Below are 19,857 nucleotides of genomic sequence, written 5' to 3'. Positions count from 1 at the left end.
TCAGTCCTCGGTTTTTGGTGTTGTGGTGTCGGCATCGTGCAAGTGGCGGGACAGGTAGATGCCCTGGCCGACCAGGAACAGCAACGTCATGCCCAGGCTGCCGAAGACCTTGAAGTCGACCCAGTAGCTCTGGAAGGTGAACGCAACAAACAGGTTAGCGGCGCCGCAAAACAGGAAAAAACCGATCCAGGCGATGTTCAGGCGGGTCCAGACCGGCTCTGGCAGTGTCAGCGCGTGTCCCATGATGCGTTTGATCAACAGTTGATCACCGATGAAGTGGCTACCGATGAACGTGAGGGCGAACAGCCAGTTGACCACCGGAGCTTTCCATTTCAGGAACGTCTCGCTGTGGAACGCCAGGGTCAGGCTACCGAAGACCAGGCAGGCGATGAGGGTCAGCCACTGGCTCTTCTCCAGTGTGCGCTGCTTGATGAACAGCGTGCCGTAGACCACCAGGGAGCTGATGATCAGTACGGCGGTGGCGCTGTAAATGCCACCGATAGACAGTTGAAAGCCGCCGATGTCGACGATCTGTGGATCGATTTTGAAGGCGATGAAAAACAGCAGAAGCGGGATGAAGTCGATGAATTGTTTCACAGTGGCAGCCAGAAGCAGGATGTGGCGGCATAATAACAAACATATTGACGCGCGATAGCGCCAGCTGATTTGAGGTTACACAGTCCTGTGAATGTTGATTTGCACTGCCATAGCACGGCTTCCGATGGCGCCCTCGCGCCGGCGGCACTGGTTGCGCGTGCGTTCGAGAAAGGTGTGCGAGTCCTGGCCTTGACCGATCACGATACCCTTGAAGGCCTCGACGAGGCCCGTAGCGCCGCGACGGCGCTGGGCATGCAGCTGGTCAATGGCGTTGAATTGTCCTGCACCTGGGGCGGGGCGACCATTCATGTTTTGGGCTACGGTTTCGACGTCAAAGCGCCGCCGTTGGCCGAGGCCATCGCAAAATTGCACGATGGCCGCTGGCTACGGTCCGAAGAAATAAGCCGCAAGTTGGCGCTTAAAGGCATGCCGGGGGCGCTCGAGGGCGCCCGGGCCATCCAACAGGAACTGGGCGACAGCGGTAACGCGCCGGCCCGTCCGCATTTCGCCGACTGGATGGTGCGTGAAGGTTTCGTCAAGGATCGCGCCGAAGCGTTTCGCAAATGGCTGGGCGCCGGCAAGTTGGGGGACGTCAAACAACACTGGCCAACCCTCGAAGACACCGTCGCCACCCTGCGCGCCGCGGGTGCCTGGGTCAGCCTGGCGCATCCCTGGCACTACGATTTCACTCGCAGCAAGCGTCGCCGCCTGATTGCCGACTATATTCAAGCAGGGGGCCACGCGATTGAAGTGGTCAATGGCCATCAGCCCGCCGAACAAGTGGGCAGCCTGGCCATTCTTGCCCGCGAGTTTGGTCTGCTGGTCAGCGCCGGCAGTGATTTTCATGGCCCTGGAGGCTGGTCCGAGATCGGTGAATACCGCCCGCTTCCGGAGGATCTGCCACCACTGTGGTGTCGATTCAAACATGACCCAATTATTGCCGTCGTCTGAACAGGTAGAGAATGTGAGTCAATTTTTCCAGATTCATCCGGAAAACCCGCAAGCGCGCCTGATCAAACAGGCTGTCGAGATCATCCGCAACGGCGGGGTGGTGATTTATCCCACGGACTCGTCCTACGCAATTGGTTGCCAGATCGGCGACAAAAACGCCGTGGAGCGCGTGCGCCGGCTGCGTCAGCTGGACGAGAAACACAACTTCGCGCTGATTTGCAGCGACCTGTCGCAGTTGGGGCTGTTTGCCAAGATCGATACCGGCACCTTTCGGGTGCTCAAGGCTCACTTGCCGGGTCCTTACACCTTCATTCTTAACGCCACTCGCGAAGTCCCGCGGTTGTTGCTGCATCCAAAGAAACGCACCATCGGCCTGCGTGTGCCCAGCCATCCGATAGCGCTGGCGTTGCTGGAACAACTCGGCGAGCCGCTGATGAGCGTGACCCTGATCATGCCCGGCGACACTGACCCGTTGACCGATCCCTATGAGATGCGTCAGTTGCTTGAGCATCAAGTGGACCTGATCATCGACGGCGGTTACGGCGGGATCAAGGCATCCACCGTGATCAGCCTCGCCGACGGCGAACCGGAAGTTCTGCGTGTCGGTTGCGGCGACCCTGCGCCTTTCATGGCCGAGGCCTAGATGTCTGCAGTAGAACCCGTCGACAGCCAGGCCGGTGCCCAGCAAGAACTGCCTTTCGCCATGGTCTATGGCCAGGCAGTCATGGAAATGCCCCTGGACCTGTACATCCCGCCGGATGCGCTCGAGGTGTTTCTTGAGGCCTTCGAAGGCCCACTCGACTTGCTGCTGTACCTGATCCGCAAACAGAACATCAACATCCTCGACATTCCGGTGGCGGAAATCACCCGTCAGTACATGGGCTATGTCGAGTTGATGCAGTCGGTGCGCCTGGAGCTGGCCGCCGAGTATCTGGTGATGGCCGCGATGCTGGCCGAGATCAAGTCGCGGATGTTGTTGCCCCGTGCCGAAACGATTGAGGACGAAGAGGACGATCCTCGCGCCGAGCTGATTCGCCGCTTGCAGGAGTACGAGCGGTTCAAGGCTGCCGCCGAAGGCATCGATGGTCTGAGCCGCGTCGGTCGCGACGTGGTGGTGCCCAAGCTCGATGCCCCGCAAGCCCGGGCGCGCAAACTGTTGCCGGATGTGAGCCTGGAAGAGTTGCTGATGTCCATGGCCGAGGTGCTGCGCCGTGGCGACATGTTCGAAAGCCACCAGGTCAGCCGTGAAGCGCTGTCCACCCGCGAGCGAATGAGCGATGTACTGGAACGGCTCAAGGGCGGTGGTTTTGTGCCATTTGTCGAGCTGTTCACCGCTGAAGAAGGGCGCCTGGGCGTGGTGGTGACCTTTATGGCAATCCTCGAACTGGTCAAGGAATCCTTGGTCGAGCTGGTGCAGAATGAGCCGTTCGCGGCGATCCATGTCCGGGCCCGAGCCGAATAACGAGTTGAATCATGAACCTGACTGAACCCCGCGAGCTGGCGCCACTGCTTGAAGCCTTTCTGTTGGCCTCGGGAAAACCGCAATCGCTTGAACGCCTGTTTGAATTGTTCGAAGAAGGCGAGCGGCCCGAGCCACCTGTTTTCAAGAAAGCGCTGACGATTCTGGCAAAGTCCTGCGACGGCCGTGCTTTCGAGTTGAAGGAAGTCGCTTCCGGGTATCGCCTGCAAATCCGCGAAAAGTTCGCGCCGTGGGTCGGACGTTTGTGGGAAGAACGGCCGCAACGCTATTCCCGCGCCATGCTCGAAACCATGGCCCTGATCGCCTATCGCCAGCCGATCACCCGGGGCGAGATCGAAGACGTGCGCGGCGTGGCCGTCAACAGCCACATTGTGAAAACCCTGCTGGAGCGTGAGTGGATCCGCATCGTCGGTTACCGCGACGTGCCCGGCAAACCGGCGATGTTCGCCACCACCAAGGCGTTTCTCGATCACTTCAACCTGAGAAACCTCGACGACTTACCGCCGCTGGCTGAACTGCGTGAGCTGGAACCGGATCCTGTGCTGGATTTCGACGACGCTCCGGTGCCGCAAGGCTTGCAGGACCTGGCCGACGCCAGTGCCGAGCCGGAAGAACCAAAGGAAGAAACCAGTTTCCACACACTGTTGCTGGAACTGGACACCATGGAAGAGGGGCTCAAGACCGACTTCGACGATTTGTTGCGAGATGGGGCGGTGAACGAGAGCGAAGGGGAGTTGGCTCAACCCGAGTCTGAAACCGAAGTTGAACCTCGGATTGAGGCTGAAGCTGAAGTCGAACCCGAACCCGAACCCGAACAGGAAGATGACATTCTTGGTGTCGCCGAAGCCCGTGAAAAACTCCTGGCCGCCGTCGCCGCGCTCGAACAGTCGAAACCTGAGCCCGAATTGACCGACGAAGAAGCCGAAGCCAAGGCTTTGGCAGAAGCAATTGAGGCCGAACGTCGCCAGTTCGAAGATTGACCCAAATCCTGTGGACAATGGAAATACCTGTGGGAGCGGGCTTGCCCGCGAAGAGGGAGTGTCAGTCACATCATTGCTGTCTGACCCACCGCAATCGCGGGCAAGCCCGCTCCCACAGTGTTTTGTGTCGGCAATCAAAGACCCCGGCACCACCGTTCGGCGCAAAAGCAAATAACCGACTGTCGATCAGCTAGTCTCTGATGCGCGAACGTCTCCATGAGCGTATGATTCGCGACCCTTTGGCGATCTTCGTCAAACGACCAGCTTTCACATCTTCAGGCAAAAGCCTGAACAGACCACACCGGGAGGTGCCCAGATGAGTATCAACGACCAGAAAGACGACCAGGAAATCGGCCCAGCAGGCGAAAAGCTGCAGAAAGTCCTCGCCCGTATCGGCGTCGGTTCGCGCCGTGACGTAGAAGCCTGGATCAGCCACGGCCGCATCAAGGTCAATGGCAAAGACGCCACCCTCGGCCAGCGCGTCGACCTGCATGACGCCATTACCATCGATGGCCGGGTGATCAAGCGCGAAGAAGCCGCCGAGTCGGTACGCCGCGTGATCATGTACAACAAGCCCGACGGTGAAATCTGCACCCGTAACGACCCTGAAGGTCGTCCGACCGTGTTCGACAAGATGCCGCGCCCCAAAGAAGGTCGCTGGATCAACATCGGTCGTCTGGACATCAACACCACCGGTTTGCTGATGTTCACCACCGACGGCGAATTGGCCAACCGCCTGATGCACCCCTCCTACGAAATGGACCGTGAATACGCGGTACGTGTACGTGGCGAAGTCGACGACGAGATGATTGAACGCCTGAAGGCAGGCGTGGTGCTCGAAGACGGCCCGGCCAAGTTCACCGACATCAAACAGGCTCCGGGTGGCGAAGGTTTCAACCACTGGTATCACTGCGTGGTGATGGAAGGTCGCAACCGCGAAGTCCGTCGTCTGTGGGAATCCCAGGGCCTGGTGGTCAGCCGCCTGAAGCGCGTGCGTTTCGGTCCGGTGTTCCTCAACTCCGACCTGCCGATGGGCCGCTGGCGCGAAATGAGCCAGTACGAAGTCGACATTCTCAGTGCTGAAGTCGGCCTGACCCCGGTGGCAATGCCGCAAATGAACGCCAAGAGCAAAGACAAGCTTGAGCGTATGCAGCGCAAATCGTCCCGTCCGGTGGGCAAGACCGAACGGGTGCGTACCCTGCGTCCAGCCGCGGGTTCGGCCGCTGTCAGCCCGCGCGAATCCCGCGAGCCACAGATCGAGGGTGAGCGCCCGGCCCGCAAGCCTGCGCCACGTCAGGATGGCGAGCGCGGTCCACGCACGCCGCGTCCGGCCAACGGTCGCACTGAGCGTGGCGAAGGCCGTGGCGCTCCGGCTGGTGGTCGTAGCGATCGCGGTGCGCCTGCCGGTCGTGGCACGCCTGTGGCAGACCGCCCGGCCGATACCAAGCGCCCGGCCAAGCCGGCGCCGAAGAAACGCCCAGGCATCGTACTGGTCGACCGTGACGCGCCATCAGGCAAACGCCGCGGCGCACCCGCCGGTTCCGGCCAGCGCCCGGGCTTCGGTCGTCGCAAACCTGAATAATCGTTAAGCGCCGCATGAAAAACGCCATCCTTCGGGATGGCGTTTTTTTTGAGGTCTGGTTTTAGGGATGTGGTGTTTTTTGATCGTTCCCACGCTCTGCGTGGGAATGCAGCCTGTGACGCTCCGCGTCACCTCTCGAAAGCGGACGCGGAGCGTCCATTGAGGCATTCCCACGCGGAGCGTGGGAACGATCAGCTAGAACACAAACCGCCGATCAAACACCGGGTCATCATCCAGCGCCAACACGCCACTGGAGAAGATCAGGTCCAGATGATGGCTACCCTTGGCGCCTCCGCCCAACCCCAGGTGCAAGCCGCAATGGCGCTCCTCGAACCCGGCATTGCGCGCATACAAATCTTTCACGCCTTCATTGGTGCCGATCCCCAATTCCTCGATTCGCCGATTGGACGGATTGGCGTCCAGGTACTTGTTGAAGTCATGTTCCAGCCCCGGTACATCGGTGGCGATTTTGCTGATGGTCGAGTTTTCGATCCACAACTCCAGCGGTGACGCCAATACGCCGTACTTGCGGGCAAATGGAATCGTGCCGAGGAAAGTCCCCATGAATTTCACCCGCCCGTTAATGGCTTCGCTATGGGTAGCGATCTCGCCAGGCGCCAGGTCGAAGTTGCCGATCCCGTTGATGTCGGTCCACTTCTTGATACTGCTCAACGGTGTTTCGAACCACGACCCGTGCTCATCTTTGAAATTCAGGGTAGTGGCGTGGGACATGCGCTGGATCAAATGGCTATTCAACCCGGCAATTCGCTGCGGGGTGACACTGAACGTGTCGTAGAAGTAATCGCCGTAATCCTTGAACAACAATGACTTCTTCCAGTTCTGCGCCATCACGCCTTGCAGCGCACGGACAAACTCCGGGCCATCGGGACGCGGGTTGGGCAGGGTGGAAGAATCGTAGAAGAAAATGTACAGATCGCTGTCGGTAATCGCCTGTGTCAGCCATTCGGTGGGTTCGAGGTCCAGACGCATCGCGCTGAAGCTGAACCGTGGGCTGTTACCGGCCTGTTCGACGATGGCGCGGGTATGTGTCTCGTAATCAGCAGTATGGCCAAGCAAGACCTTCGCCGGGTTGATACCGGCAACGGCAGGGTGATGTTCGAGGTAGTAAAGGAAATGCGAGACGGCGCGTTGCTTATCCATGGAGTCCTCCCTGACGAACCGAATAAGTGGCAGGCACGACCGGCCGGATCGTGCCTGCCTGGATGTCTTACAGAGGCCACATCGCCGTGCCAAACGGAACAACCGCATCGGCTTGCATCATCTCGACGGCGGCATCATGGGTCGGTGCTGCAAACCAATCGTCCAGTTGCAGTTCAGTGTCCAGGTCTTTGTCCAATGCTTGCATGGTGAGTCTCCTAGATGATTCTTCGGTAAGAACAACTTCGCTGAGAACAGCGGCGTGCTTTTCACTCATTGAAGAGCGCGTCAACGTGCCGATCGATGCCGCTCGGCAAGTCGCTGAAAACCTAGTTCACAGGATTTTGAAATGCAAAAAAATAATTAAACAATTTCCATTTGAACTATTTATTCCATTTTTCAAGGACCAATATTTTTAATGGAAAACAGAAAACTAGGCAGGACATTTCCTTAGGAAGCTTCCTATCGTCAATTTACAGTCACCGGGCTTCTAAATCTGATTTGGAAAATTTACGTTACGCCTTGTCAATAAAATCTTACGAAAAGCGCTGTTGAATCCCGTGGAATGCCACGAGAAAAAATTCTGTAAGGAAAACCTGCCGCCAGCCGCCGAGTTGGTGGCCTTCCACGGCTCTGGCGCGCTTGTTTCGGCAGCGTATCAAGGGTGAGATGCGCCCCATGCCTGTCGTGCAGGACATAACAAGAAGGAGGCGCAATGTACGCCGTGACTCATCTCCATCTCCCCCAAAAGGGCGCTTTTCCCGCTGCCCTTATCGACGACCTGCAAAGGTCTGACTCCATTTTTGCAGTCGCCCGAGACTCTCGAGGCGGACACAGGCAATCCCGGCAACCGACACGCTGATCCAGTGGTGTCTGGCAGCAGGGGGTTACAGGTGTACAATGCGCCGCGTTTTAACTGTGACCCTCTGCGCAACAGCGCAAACCTCAAGGCTAATCGCTTTGTTCACTCCGCCGCGTCACGAGCGTGTCGGGTTCGATTTCGTCACAGATAAAAACAAACAGGTGACGCATGACTGTCGTAAAAACGCTGAACTCCTGGTGCCTGCGCTGGGGTTTGATCGGCGCTGCTTGAAATCGCAACTGAGCAGCAACGTCTACTGAACATCATCAAACCTTGCGTGAGACCCTTTTCATGAGTGGACAAAACTCGCATTCAGGCGAGCTGAAACGCGGCCTGAAAAATCGCCATATTCAACTGATCGCCCTCGGTGGCGCGATCGGTACCGGGTTGTTTCTCGGCTCGGCCGGCGTGCTCAAATCCGCCGGCCCGTCGATGATCCTCGGCTACGCCATCTGCGGCTTCATCGCTTTCATGATCATGCGCCAACTGGGTGAAATGATCGTCGAAGAGCCAGTCGCCGGTTCCTTCAGCCACTTCGCCCACAAATACTGGGGCGGTTTTGCCGGCTTCCTGTCGGGCTGGAACTGCTGGATCCTGTACATCCTGGTGGGCATGTCCGAGCTGACCGCGGTCGGCAAATACATCCATTACTGGGCGCCGGACATCCCGACCTGGGTCTCGGCAGCCGGGTTCTTTGTATTGATCAACCTGATCAACCTGGCCAACGTCAAAGTCTTTGGTGAGGCGGAGTTCTGGTTCGCGATCATCAAAGTCGTGGCCATCGTCGGCATGATTGCACTCGGCAGCTACCTGCTGGTCAGCGGCGACGGCGGCCCACAAGCCTCGGTGACCAACCTGTGGGAACACGGCGGCTTCTTCCCGAACGGCGTCAGTGGTCTGGTGATGGCCATGGCGATCATCATGTTCTCCTTTGGCGGCCTGGAAATGCTCGGTTTCACCGCTGCCGAAGCCGACAAACCGAAAACCGTGATCCCGAAGGCGATCAACCAGGTGATCTACCGGATCCTGATTTTCTACATCGGCGCATTGGTGGTTCTGTTGTCGCTGACCCCTTGGGACAGCCTGCTGACGACGCTGAACGCGTCCGGCGATGCCTACAGCGGCAGCCCGTTCGTGCAAGTGTTCTCGATGCTGGGCAGTGATACCGCCGCGCACATTCTCAACTTCGTGGTCCTGACCGCGGCGCTGTCGGTATACAACAGTGGCACCTACTGCAACAGCCGTATGCTGCTGGGCATGGCGGAACAGGGCGATGCGCCGAAGGCCTTGTCGAAGATCGACAAGCGTGGCGTACCGGTGCGTTCGATTCTGGCGTCGGCCGCCGTGACCCTGGTCGCGGTGCTGCTTAACTACCTGGTTCCGCAACATGCGCTGGAACTGTTGATGTCGTTGGTGGTGGCCACCCTGGTGATCAACTGGGCGATGATCAGCTTCTCGCACTTCAAGTTCCGTCAGCATATGAACAAGACCAAACAGACGCCGTTGTTCAAGGCCCTGTGGTACCCGTACGGCAACTATGTTTGCCTGGCGTTCGTGGTGTTCATCCTTGGCGTGATGCTGCTGATCCCGGGCATCCAGATCTCGGTGTATGCGATTCCGGTGTGGGTCGTCTTCATGTGGATCTGCTACGGCATCAAGAACAAGCGCAGTGCGCAGCAGGCGTTGCTGGCCGCGGGTTCCGCTGCCAAGTAAGTGCAAAGCGCAGAAACAACAAACCCGGCCATGTGCCGGGTTTGTCATTTATGGGTTTCCTGTGGGAGCGTGGCTTGCCCGCGATTCAGGCGCCGCGGTTCATCAGGCAAACCGCGTTATCGTTCATCGCGGGCAAGCCACGCTCCCACAGGGGCCGCATTCCTTCTGTCTATTCGGGGTATCCTGCTTGTTCTGAATACGGACCTTTTTCCATGCTGGTGATTTCCAATAACGTGCATCTGCCGGATGCCGAGATCGAGTTGACGGCCATCCGCGCCCAGGGCGCCGGTGGGCAGAACGTCAATAAGGTTTCCAGCGCCGTGCACCTGCGCTTCGACATTCCGGCCTCATCCTTGCCCGAGTTCTACAAGGAGCGGCTGCTGGCGCTGCGTGACAGTCGCATCACCAGCGACGGCGTGTTGATCATCAAGGCCCAGCAATATCGCACGCAGGAACAGAACCGTGCCGATGCGCTGGAACGCCTGACCGAGTTGATCCTCAGCGCCACCAAGGTCGAGAAAAAGCGCCGTCCGACCAAGCCGACACTCGGTTCGAAAAAGCGTCGGCTCGAATCAAAAACCAAGCGCGGCAGCATCAAGGCCGGGCGCGGAAAGGTCGACTTTTAACGCGTTTCTCTTTCTTCGCGATACTTTGGCGCCTGCCGGTACAAGTAGACGCTCAGCATCAATCCGCTCAAAGCGGCGAGGGCGGCAAACAGAAAGATCGAGGCAAAACCAAATCCTGCAGCAATCGCACCCGCCAGCGGTCCGGTGATCCCCAGCGACAAATCGATGAACAACGAATACGCCCCGACTGCCGCGCCACGGCTGGAGGCGGGCACCAGGTTGACCGCTTCCACGCCCAAGGCCGGGAACACCAGCGAAAAACCGAAACCGCTCAGCGCCGCGCCGGCCAGTGCCCAATGGGCATCGGGTGCCAGCCACAGCAGCAACAGCCCGAGGGTTTCCACCGAGAGGCAGGCAATCGCCACGCGAAAGCCGCCGAGGCGATTGATCAGGTTACCGAACAACAATCGCGCACCGATAAAACTGGCGCCAAACAGGCTCAGGCACAGTACCGCGTTGGACCACTGCTGAGTGGCGTAATACAGGGTGATAAATGTAGCGATGGTGCCAAAGCCGATGGAACCCAAGGCCAGGCCACAACCGTGAGGAAATACCCGCCCCAGCACATGCATGAACGGCAGGCGTTCGCCGGCTACGATCGGTGCAGCGGTTTTTGGCCAGGCCAGCACCAGGCCCAGAATGGCCAACAGCACGATGCTCACGCCCATGCTCCACAACCCCAGTTGATTCACCAGCAGCACCCCCAGCGGTGCGCCGACCGCCAGCGCGCCGTAACTGGCGATGCCGTTCCAGGAGATGACCTTGGCGGTGTTCGCTGCGCCGACCCGGCCGATGCCCCAGCCGATCGATCCGGAACCGACCAGGCTTTCTGCGCTGCCGAGCACCAGCCGGCCGATCAACAGGCTGATCAGGCTTAACATCGGCAGGCTTTGTGTCCAGGCCGAAATCAACATGAATACACCGCTCAAACCGCAGCCGGCGAGGCCATACATCACCGCCAGTTTACTGCCCTTGTTATCGATGATGCGCCCGGCGTAAGGACGGCTGAGCAGGGTGGCCAGGTATTGCACGCTGATCACCAGCCCGGCGATCACGGCGCCAAAGCCTAAGTCGCTGTGGACATAGCCGGGCAACACGGCCAAGGGAATGCCGATATTCAGGTAACCGATGAAGGTGAACAGGACGATGGAAACGACTTGCAGCGTGACCGCCATGGGGCGCTGGGTTTCTGGCATGGGTAAAGGTCCACGGGGCAGCAGGATAGATAGGCTGCTTATGATAGCGGCGTGGACGGTCGCGGGGCGTGAAAAAGTAAAACTATTTGGCGGGCTGGGATAATCAGGATTTTGCGGGGGCTACCAGGTGCGTAGTGACCAGCGCGGCCAGCGCGTTTTCTTCGCTGCCGAAACGGGCCAGCAACGCGGCTTGTTTCTCGGGGGAAAGGCGGTTCCAGATCTCGATCATCTTCTCGGCGGTGCCGATCAGGACGCTGGCCTGGGCTTCAGTGAAATCATCGCTCATGGTGCGGGCTCGCGGTTCAGGCAGTGTGGAAAGCGCATGTTAGCGCTTTCCACACGGTCTGGCATTGCAGGTGTATCAGTCTTCGCTGTCGGCCTGGCGGCGTTCAGGTGCTTCTTTCATTTCGGGCTGTTGGGCACCGGCTTGTTGCGTGGTTGTCTGCTCAGTTTCGTGCAGGCTTGGGAAGGGGAGATTAGGGATCTCGTGCATGTTCGCGCTCCTCGCTAAGTCTGTTGATAGATCTGGTAGATCCGCGCTTTTAAAAAAGCCTGCGCAGGATACAGCAGGAGAAATGACAAATAGACTTTTATATCCATTTGTTGCGACGGATGGGATTGTCTAGACAGGTCTGTGTAGGCGCTAGTGCAGCCTGCGATGATCGTTCCCACGCTCTGCGTGGGAACGATCATTGGGGGAGGGTTACTTGCAGACGTCAGCGATGGCTTCGGCCAGCAGATCCAGACGCGTCGCATCGATCCCCGCAACGTTCGCCCGACCTGAGCTGACCATATAAACGCTGTGGCGTTCGCGCAGTTGCTTGACCTGTTCCGGCGACAAACCGGTGTAGGAAAACATCCCGCGTTGCACGCCGATGTGCGCAAATCGCTCGCGCAAGCCATAAGGTTCAAGCGCTTCGACCAGGCCGCTGCGCAACTGGGCGATACGCAAACGCATGGCTTCCACTTCGTCAGCCCAACGGCTTTTCAGCTCTGGATCGCCGAGAATGGTCGCGACCACGGCAGCGCCATGATCCGGTGGCGTCGACCACAGGTTACGGGCGATGTTGGCCAGTTGGCTGCGGATATCCACCAGCTTGTCGGCGGTTTTCGCGCAGACAATCAATGCGCCGGTGCGGTCGCGATACAGGCCGAAGTTCTTCGAGCAAGAACTGGTGATCAGCACTTCCGGTAACTCGGCGGCGAACAGCCGGGTCGACCAGGCATCCTGCTCCAGGCCGTCACCGAAACCCTGATAGGCGAAGTCGATCAGTGGCAGCAAATCGCGACGGCGCACCACGTCCAGCACTCGACGCCAATCGTCATGGGACAGATCGAAACCGGTCGGGTTGTGGCAGCAGGCATGCAGCAGAACGACGTCGCCCTTGGGGGCTTCATTGAGCACCGCCAGCATTGCTTCCACATCGAGACGGTTGTCGCTGCCCACGTAAGGGTAATGACTGACCTTGACCCCGGCTGCCGCGAAAATGGTTTCGTGGATCGGCCAGGTCGGGTTGCTCAACCAAACGCCACGGCCCGGCAGGCATTGGGCAATGAAGTCGGCGCTCAAACGCAACGCGCCAGTGCCCCCCGGCGTCTGAGTGGCGCCGGCCCGTTGTTCGGCGATCAGCGCCGAATCGGCGCCAAGCACCAACTCGTTGATCACTTTGCCGAACGCTACATTGCCGTGGCCGCCGATGTAGGTTTTGGTGGATTGACGATCCACCAGGTGTTGCTCGGCGAGCTTCACCGCTTCGGGGATGGGCGTCTGGCCCTGGGCGTCTTTGTAAACGCCCACGCCAAGGTCGAACTTGCGCGGATCAGGGTCCAGCGCATAGGCCTCCATCAGGCCGAGAATCGGGTCGCCGGGCACTCGACCGATGGCGTCGAAATGCATTATTTGCGGCCCTCGGCGCTCTTCGCCACTTCGTCAGTGCGCGCGGCCATGATGAAGTCGTTGCGGTGCAGGCCTTTGATGGAGTGGCTCCACCAGGTCACAGTGACTTTGCCCCACTCGGTCAGCAGGCCCGGGTGGTGACCTTCGGCCTCGGAGATTTCGCCGACGGCGTTAGTGAACGCCAGCGCGTGTTTGAAGTTCTTGAACAGGAAAACTTTTTCCAGCTGCATCACCCCGTCGCGCACTTCGATGTTCCAGTCAGGGATCTGCTTGATCAGGATCGGCAATTCTTCGTCGCTGACCTGTGGGGCGTCGGCGCGGCAGGCTTCGCAATGGGCTTGGTTCAATGTGGACATGATGTGTTCCTGAAATCGAGTGTTTTGAAAAACGGTCGTCAGTGGGATCACGCTAAAGCAAAGCGGCGATCCGTAACAGACTCACTTGATGCCAAAAGGCGCGGGTCACGCGGCTTTTGGCGGAAATTTCGGCGCGTGCAACCCCAGCTGCATACCTTGCTTGACCATGCCCATGATGTCTTCGTGGGCCAGGTCGAACAGGCGCTTGAGGTTCGGCAGGACAAAGTACAGCGGTTGCAAGATGTCGATGCGGTACGGCGTGCGCATGCATTCCAGCGGGTCGAAGGCTTGGTGCTCAGGCTCGTTCGACAAGCAGTAAACGGTTTCTTTGGGCGAGGACAGAATGCCGCCACCGTAGATGCGCAGGCCCTGTGGCGTATCGACCAGGCCGAACTCGATGGTCATCCAGTACAGGCGCGCCAGGTACACCCGTTCTTCCTTGGAAGCCTTTAGGCCAAGTTTGCCGTAGGTGTGGGTGAATTCGGCGAACCAGGGGTTGGTCAGCAGCGGACAGTGGCCAAAAATCTCGTGGAAAATATCCGGCTCTTGCAGGTAATCCAGCTCTTCGCGGGTACGAATGAACGTCGCCACCGGGAACTGCTTGTTCGCCAGCAATTCGAAAAAGGTCTGGAAGGGAATCAGTGCGGGAACTCGGGCAACCTGCCAGCCGGTGGTTTCACCCAGGACCTTGTTGATTTCACCGAGTTGCGGAATGCGGTCGTGGGGCAGACCGAGTTTTTCGATACCGTCCAGGTATTCCTGGCACGCACGGCCCTCGACCACTTTCAGTTGGCGAGTGATCAGCGTGTTCCACACCGCGTGTTCTTCGGCGGGGTAGTCGATAAAACCTTGCGCATCGGGCTCACGAGCCACGTATTGCGTCTGCTTCATGCTGCTCTCCTGCTAGGGGATTCGTTCTTGTTGTGTGTACAGCTATGGACCTAGAAATACCCCAAGGCGTGCGGTGTTACAGCAGGGGGGTCGCGGTAAAAGCAGGAAAAGCCCGTGTTTTTTGTAAAATATTCGTTACGGTTTGATTGGTGTGGCGTAAGTATTGATATTTTCGGGTTTGAAATGGCCCACGGGTGTCACATAATCTTGACGACTAACTGGGTGCCCTCGCAAAAATTTTCTTGCGCCGGGCCTCATTCATCGCTGTTACGGGCCTTTATATGCGTATCAAAGTTCACTGCCAGAACCGCATCGGTATTCTGCGCGACATTCTCAACCTGCTGGTCGAGTACGGGATCAACGTCGCTCGCGGCGAAGTGGGCGGTGAGCACGGCAATGCGATCTACTTGCACTGCCCGAACCTGATCAATATTCAGTTCCAGGCGTTGCGTCCGAAGTTCGAGGCGATTGGCGGGGTATTCGGCGTCAAACGCGTCGGGCTGATGCCCAGCGAGCGTCGGCACATGGAACTCAATGCCTTGCTCGGCGCCCTGGAGTTTCCGGTGCTGTCGATCGACATGGGCGGCTCCATCGTCGCCGCTAACCGTGCGGCAGCGCAATTGCTCGGGGTGCGGGTGGACGAGGTGCCAGGTATTCCGCTGTCACGGTACGCCGAGGATTTCGATTTACCGGAACTGGTGCGCGCCAACAAGTCACGGATCAACGGCTTGCGGGTCAAGGTCAAGGGTGACGTGTTTCTCGCCGATATCGCCCCGCTGCAATCGGAGCATGACGAAAGCGAGGCCATGGCCGGTGCGGTGTTGACGTTGCACCGGGCAGACCGGGTGGGCGAGCGCATCTATAACGTGCGCAAGCAGGAATTGCGCGGCTTCGATAGCATTTTCCAGAGCTCGAAAGTGATGGCAGCAGTGGTGCGCGAAGCGCGGCGCATGGCCCCGCTGGATGCGCCGCTATTGATAGAGGGCGAAACCGGCACCGGCAAAGAGTTGTTGGCGCGGGCCTGTCACTTGGCGAGCCCCCGTGGGCAGTCACCGTTGATGGCGCTCAACTGCGCCGGTTTGCCGGAGTCCATGGCCGAAACCGAATTGTTCGGCTACGGTCCCGGTGCCTTCGAAGGGGCGCGGGCCGAAGGCAAGCTTGGGCTGTTGGAACTGACGGCGGGCGGTACGTTATTCCTCGACGGCGTCGGCGAAATGAGCCCGCGCTTGCAGGTGAAATTGCTGCGCTTCCTGCAGGACGGTTGCTTCCGTCGTGTCGGCAGCGATGAAGAGGTTTATCTGGATGTGCGGGTGATCTGCGCAACGCAAGTGGATTTGTCCGAGCTGTGTGCGCGCGGTGAGTTTCGCCAGGATTTGTACCACCGCTTGAACGTGCTCTCGCTGCACATCCCGCCGCTGCGCGAATGCCTCGATGGGCTGGCACCGCTGGTGGAGCACTTCCTCGATCAGGCCAGCCGGCAGATCGGTTGCCCGTTGCCGAAACTGGCGCCAGCGGCGATGGAACGGCTCAGTCACTATCACTGGCCGGGCAATGTACGGCAGTTGGAAAACGTACTGTTCCAGGCGGTTTCCCTGTGCGACGGCGGGACGGTCAAGGCGGAACATATTCGTCTGCCGGATTACGGCGTGCGTCAGCCCCTGGGCGATTTTTCCCTTGAGGGCGGCCTGGACGAGATTGTCGGGCGCTTTGAAAAAGCGGTGCTGGAGCGTTTGTATTCCGAGCATCCGAGCAGTCGGCAACTGGGCAAGCGGTTGGGGGTTTCGCATACCACCATTGCCAACAAGTTGCGTGAGTATGAGGTTGGCAAGGACAGCAATTGAAGATCAAAAGATCGCAGCCTTCGGCAGCTCCTACTGAAAATGCACTTCCCATGTAGGAGCTGCCGAAGGCTGCGATCTTTTGATCTGTTGCCGCGAAGCGGCATAACACCGCCGGTTTTTCGTCTTCGAAACATTCCCCCAATCCCCTCTAAATCCCTCAAGTCCTTTGTTTGCCGGGCGCAGCGCCGCCAGAAAAAAGTTGGTCTGCTAATTGCTTATGGCTCAGCAGTACAGCGGTGGGCGGCAAACGTCCGGCATGCAGAGGAAAGAGTGTGGACAAGTACCTTTATGTGGCAATGACCGGCGCCAGCCAGAATGCACTGGCGCAGAAGGCTCATGCCAACAACCTGGCGAACATCTCTACCAACGGTTTTCAGAAGGACCTGGAACAGGCCCGTTCGATGCCGGTGTTTGGTGACAGCTTTCCGGCGCGTGCGTTTGCCATGAGCGAACGTCCAGCCACCGACTTCTCTCCTGGCTCGCTGGTGGAAACCGGTCGCGACCTCGACGTCGCGGTGCAGGGCAACGGCTGGATCGCCGTGCAGAACCCCGATGGCGGCGAAAGCTACGTGCGCACCGGCAGCTTGAACGTTGACGCCCTGGGCGTGCTGCGTGCCGGCAACGGTATGCCGGTGGTAGGCAATGGCGGACCGATTGCGGTGCCGCCCGAGCAGCAAATCGAAGTCGGCGAAGACGGCACCATCAGCATCCGGGCGATGGGTGAAGGCCCACGCGTAATGGCTGAAGTCGACCGGATCAAACTGGTCAACCCGGACTTCAAGAACATGACCAAAGGCCTGGACGGTTCGATCCACACCAAGGATGGCAAGCCGGCGCAGGCCGATGCCAACGTCAAACTGGTGTCCGGTTTCCTTGAGTCGAGCAACGTCAATGCCGTGGAAGAAATGACCTCGGTGCTGGCGCTGGCCAAGCAGTTCGAGCTGCACATCAAGATGATGAACACCGCCAAAGACGACGACCAGGCCATGGCTCGGGTCTTGCAGATCAGCTAATTATCAGAACGTCGCGCCGTAAAACAGGCGCACGAGGAGAATCGAATGCTTCCGGCTCTATGGGTTGCCAAAACAGGTCTGTCCGCCCAGGACACCAACCTCACCACCATTTCCAACAACCTGGCGAACGTATCGACCACGGGTTTCAAACGTGACCGCGCCGAGTTCCAGGACTTGCTGTATCAAATCAAACGCCAGCCAGGCGCCCAGTCGACCCAGGACAGCGAATTGCCGTCGGGTCTGCAAGTGGGTACCGGTGTGCGCATTGTCGGCACCCAGAAGAACTTCACCGCCGGCAGCCTGCAAACCACCGAGCAGCCATTGGACATGGCCATCGACGGCCGCGGTTTCTTCCAGATCCTGCAGCCGGACGGCACCACGTCCTACACCCGTGACGGTACATTCCACCTCGATTCCAACGGCCAGATCGTCAACGCCAGCGGTTTCGCCCTGGAGCCGGCCATTGTCATTCCCAACGATGCCCAGACCTTCACCGTCGGCCGTGACGGCACCGTGTCCATCACCGTTGCCGGCAACCCGGCCTCCCAGGTGATCGGCAACCTGCAAACCGCCGACTTCATCAACCCGGCCGGTCTGCAAGCGGTGGGTAACAACCTGTTCCTGGAAACCGCTGCCAGTGGCGCGCCGCAAGTCGGCACCCCGGGCCTTGCCGGTTTCGGCACCACGCTGCAGAACACCCTGGAAACGTCCAACGTCAGCACCGTTGAAGAGATGGTCAACATGATCACCACTCAGCGCGCCTACGAGATGAACTCCAAGGTGATCTCCACCGCCGACCAGATGCTCTCGTTCGTAACGCAGAATCTGTAATCAAGTCTATGAGGCGGCCATGAGGTCGCCTGCAACACCGTGAGGTAGGGTCATGAATCGCTTTGTATCTGTTCTGGCACTGAGTGGGGTCGTCGCGCTTGCGGGCTGCGTTGCCCCGCCGCCCAAGCCCAATGACCCTTACTACGCCCCGGTGTTGCCGCGCACGCCGCTGCCGGCTGCCGCCAATAACGGCTCGATCTACCAGGCCGGTTTCGAACAGAACCTGTACAGCGACCGCAAGGCGTTCCGGGTCGGTGACATCATCACCATCACCCTGAATGAGCGTACCCAGGCGAGCAAGAACGCCAACTCGCAGATCGACAAGAACAGCAAGACCGACATCGGCCTGAGCTCGTTTTTCGGGGGCGGCCTGAGCACCAGTGATCCAGTGGGCAGCGGTAGCCTGAGCCTGGACGTCGGTTATGAAGGTGACCGCGCCACCAAGGGCGACAGCAAGTCCGGCCAGAGCAACAGCCTGACCGGTTCGATCACCGTGACCGTCGCCGACGTGTTGCCCAACGGCATCATCGCCGTGCGCGGCGAGAAGTGGCTGACCCTGAACACCGGTGATGAGCTGGTGCGTATCGCCGGCCTCGTTCGCGCCGATGACATCGCCACCGACAACACCGTGTCGTCGACCCGCGTCGCCGATGCGCGCATCACCTATTCGGGCACCGGTGCGTTTGCCGATGCGAGTCAGCCAGGCTGGTTCGACCGTTTCTTCCTCAGCCCGCTGTTCCCTTTCTAGGTGGCTTCTCTGGTGAGCATGTTGAACTTCAAACACCTGATGGTGGCTGCGCTCCTGATGTCCGCAGCCTTCGACGCTCAAGCCGAGCGGCTGAAGGATATCGCCAGTATTTCCGGGGTGCGTTCCAACCAATTGATCGGCTACGGGCTGGTGGTCGGGCTTAACGGCACCGGCGACCAGACGACCCAGACCCCGTTCACCCTGCAGACCTTCAACAACATGCTTTCGCAGTTCGGCATCAAGGTGCCGGCAGGTTCGGGCAACGTGCAATTGAAGAACGTCGCGGCGGTGTCGATCAGTGCTGATCTGCCGGCGTTCGCCAAGCCGGGTCAACAGATAGATATCACCGTTGCGTCCATCGGTAACTCCAAGAGCCTGCGTGGCGGTACCTTGTTGCTGACGCCGCTCAAGGGTATCGACGGCAACGTCTATGCCGTCGCTCAGGGCAACCTGGTGGTGGGTGGTTTCGATGCCGAAGGACGTGACGGTTCGAAGATCACCGTCAACGTTCCGTCGGCCGGTCGCATCCCTGGCGGTGCGTCGGTCGAGCGTGCCGTGCCAAGCGGTTTCAATCAGGGCAACAGCCTGACCCTGAACCTCAACCGTTCGGACTTCACCACCGCCAAGCGCATCGTCGACAAGATCAACAACATGCTAGGCCCTGGCGTCGCTCAGGCCATCGACGGTGGTTCGATCCGCGTGACTGCGCCACTCGATCCGAGCCAGCGGGTCGACTATTTGTCGATCCTCGAAAACCTCGAAGTCGATCCGGGTCAGGCGGTGGCGAAAGTCATCATCAACTCGCGCACCGGCACCATCGTGATCGGCCAGAACGTCAAGGTTTCTCCGGCCGCCGTGACCCACGGCAGCCTGACCGTGACCATCACCGAAGACCCGATCGTCAGCCAGCCCGGCCCTCTGTCCAACGGGCAGACGGCGGTTGTGCCGCGCTCGCGGGTCAACGCTCAGCAAGAAGCCAAGCCGATGTTCAAATTCGGCCCGGGCACCACCCTCGATGAAATCGTCCGTGCGGTGAACCAGGTCGGCGCGGCGCCGGGTGACTTGATGGCGATCCTTGAAGCGCTGAAGCAGGCCGGCGCGTTGCAAGCCGATCTGATTGTGATCTGAGGACGGC

The 19,857-nt window shown here is 59.2% G+C and carries 21 protein-coding genes; 12 read left to right on the top strand and 9 right to left on the bottom strand.

Going from position 1 to position 19,857, the window contains the following annotated elements:
- A complete protein-coding gene (locus FHW68_RS09090) occupies nt 1-597 on the bottom strand; it encodes a septation protein A (RefSeq protein WP_095634425.1) in 597 nt (198 codons plus the stop codon).
- An 87-nt stretch (nt 598-684) separates the two neighbouring features.
- Here FHW68_RS09090 and FHW68_RS09085 point away from each other — a divergent pair, with 87 nt between their 5' ends.
- The 5 genes from FHW68_RS09085 (at nt 685) to rluB (ending at nt 5,590) form a co-directional block, all read left to right on the top strand.
- Nucleotides 685-1,548 carry a PHP domain-containing protein gene (locus tag FHW68_RS09085; protein ID WP_095634426.1) on the top strand — a complete coding sequence of 288 codons (864 nt, stop codon included), beginning with the start codon at nt 685-687 and terminating at the stop codon, nt 1,546-1,548.
- Nucleotides 1,549-1,561: 13 nt separating this feature from the next.
- The gene (locus tag FHW68_RS09080) at nt 1,562-2,191 is read left to right on the top strand and encodes an L-threonylcarbamoyladenylate synthase (protein WP_095634427.1); all 630 of its coding nucleotides are present in this window, start codon (nt 1,562-1,564) and stop codon (nt 2,189-2,191) included.
- A 60-nt stretch (nt 2,192-2,251) separates the two neighbouring features.
- Nucleotides 2,252-3,010, top strand: a complete 759-nt coding sequence (locus tag FHW68_RS09075; RefSeq protein ID WP_183680479.1) for a ScpA family protein — start codon at nt 2,252-2,254, stop codon at nt 3,008-3,010.
- An 11-nt stretch (nt 3,011-3,021) separates the two neighbouring features.
- Entirely contained in the window at nt 3,022-4,008 is a 987-nt protein-coding gene (gene scpB, locus FHW68_RS09070; protein ID WP_183680060.1) for an SMC-Scp complex subunit ScpB, read from the top strand.
- A 316-nt stretch (nt 4,009-4,324) separates the two neighbouring features.
- Nucleotides 4,325-5,590: a 23S rRNA pseudouridine(2605) synthase RluB gene (gene rluB, locus FHW68_RS09065; RefSeq protein ID WP_095634430.1), complete on the top strand. Its 1,266-nt coding sequence runs from the start codon at nt 4,325-4,327 to the stop codon at nt 5,588-5,590.
- 195 nt (nt 5,591-5,785) lie between these two features.
- On the opposite strand, the gene FHW68_RS09060 is transcribed toward rluB, so the two are convergent.
- Nucleotides 5,786-6,751 carry a leucyl aminopeptidase gene (locus tag FHW68_RS09060; protein WP_183680057.1) on the bottom strand — a complete coding sequence of 322 codons (966 nt, stop codon included), beginning with the start codon at nt 6,749-6,751 and terminating at the stop codon, nt 5,786-5,788.
- 67 nt (nt 6,752-6,818) lie between these two features.
- Entirely contained in the window at nt 6,819-6,956 is a 138-nt protein-coding gene (locus FHW68_RS09055) for a hypothetical protein (RefSeq protein ID WP_168185136.1), read from the bottom strand.
- 945 nt (nt 6,957-7,901) lie between these two features.
- On the opposite strand from FHW68_RS09055, the gene FHW68_RS09050 reads away from it, so the two are divergent.
- Nucleotides 7,902-9,323, top strand: coding sequence for an amino acid permease (locus FHW68_RS09050; RefSeq protein ID WP_183680055.1), 1,422 nt, complete (start codon nt 7,902-7,904; stop codon nt 9,321-9,323).
- Between the two features lie 212 nt (nt 9,324-9,535).
- Complete coding sequence (gene arfB / locus FHW68_RS09045; RefSeq protein WP_008074893.1) at nt 9,536-9,949, top strand: alternative ribosome rescue aminoacyl-tRNA hydrolase ArfB; 414 nt, start codon at nt 9,536-9,538, stop codon at nt 9,947-9,949.
- Here the strand turns inward: arfB and FHW68_RS09040 are convergent.
- From FHW68_RS09040 to phhA, 6 genes are all read right to left on the bottom strand, one after another.
- A complete protein-coding gene (locus FHW68_RS09040; RefSeq protein ID WP_183680053.1) occupies nt 9,946-11,145 on the bottom strand; it encodes an MFS transporter in 1,200 nt (399 codons plus the stop codon). The two genes, arfB and FHW68_RS09040, sit on opposite strands and share 4 nt — an antisense overlap.
- Nucleotides 11,146-11,248: 103 nt before the next feature.
- Entirely contained in the window at nt 11,249-11,431 is a 183-nt protein-coding gene (locus FHW68_RS09035) for a hypothetical protein (RefSeq protein ID WP_095634434.1), read from the bottom strand.
- A gap of 75 nt (nt 11,432-11,506) precedes the next feature.
- Nucleotides 11,507-11,638, bottom strand: coding sequence for a hypothetical protein (locus tag FHW68_RS27270; RefSeq protein ID WP_256348506.1), 132 nt, complete (start codon nt 11,636-11,638; stop codon nt 11,507-11,509).
- Nucleotides 11,639-11,848: 210 nt separating this feature from the next.
- Entirely contained in the window at nt 11,849-13,042 is a 1,194-nt protein-coding gene (locus FHW68_RS09030; protein WP_221217082.1) for an amino acid aminotransferase, read from the bottom strand.
- Nucleotides 13,042-13,398, bottom strand: coding sequence for a 4a-hydroxytetrahydrobiopterin dehydratase (locus tag FHW68_RS09025; RefSeq protein WP_095634436.1), 357 nt, complete (start codon nt 13,396-13,398; stop codon nt 13,042-13,044). The genes FHW68_RS09030 and FHW68_RS09025 overlap by 1 nt, the downstream gene beginning before the upstream one ends.
- 105 nt (nt 13,399-13,503) lie before the next feature.
- Nucleotides 13,504-14,289 (bottom strand): phenylalanine 4-monooxygenase, encoded by a 786-nt coding sequence (phhA, locus tag FHW68_RS09020; protein ID WP_095634437.1) that lies wholly within the window; start codon nt 14,287-14,289, stop codon nt 13,504-13,506.
- Between the two features lie 281 nt (nt 14,290-14,570).
- Between phhA and FHW68_RS09015 the strand changes: the two genes are divergently transcribed.
- The 5 genes from FHW68_RS09015 to FHW68_RS08995 all read left to right on the top strand — a co-directional run bounded on the left by FHW68_RS09015 (nt 14,571) and on the right by FHW68_RS08995 (nt 19,850).
- A complete protein-coding gene (locus FHW68_RS09015) occupies nt 14,571-16,130 on the top strand; it encodes a sigma-54-dependent transcriptional regulator (protein ID WP_183680050.1) in 1,560 nt (519 codons plus the stop codon).
- Between the two features lie 272 nt (nt 16,131-16,402).
- Nucleotides 16,403-17,143 (top strand): flagellar basal body rod protein FlgF, encoded by a 741-nt coding sequence (locus FHW68_RS09010; RefSeq protein ID WP_008074885.1) that lies wholly within the window; start codon nt 16,403-16,405, stop codon nt 17,141-17,143.
- 45 nt (nt 17,144-17,188) lie between these two features.
- A complete protein-coding gene (gene flgG, locus FHW68_RS09005) occupies nt 17,189-17,974 on the top strand; it encodes a flagellar basal-body rod protein FlgG (RefSeq protein WP_008011001.1) in 786 nt (261 codons plus the stop codon).
- Nucleotides 17,975-18,026: 52 nt separating this feature from the next.
- Nucleotides 18,027-18,722 carry a flagellar basal body L-ring protein FlgH gene (flgH, locus tag FHW68_RS09000; protein ID WP_095634438.1) on the top strand — a complete coding sequence of 232 codons (696 nt, stop codon included), beginning with the start codon at nt 18,027-18,029 and terminating at the stop codon, nt 18,720-18,722.
- Nucleotides 18,723-18,740: 18 nt separating this feature from the next.
- Complete coding sequence (locus tag FHW68_RS08995; RefSeq protein WP_008072568.1) at nt 18,741-19,850, top strand: flagellar basal body P-ring protein FlgI; 1,110 nt, start codon at nt 18,741-18,743, stop codon at nt 19,848-19,850.
- Nucleotides 19,851-19,857 lie beyond the last annotated feature (7 nt).

Origin of the sequence: Pseudomonas sp. Tn43 (assembly GCF_014192635.1) — a bacterium.
Classification (GTDB): domain Bacteria; phylum Pseudomonadota; class Gammaproteobacteria; order Pseudomonadales; family Pseudomonadaceae; genus Aquipseudomonas.
Note: the sequence above shows the minus strand (reverse complement) of the source record. Positions and strands in the feature narration are given on the sequence as shown.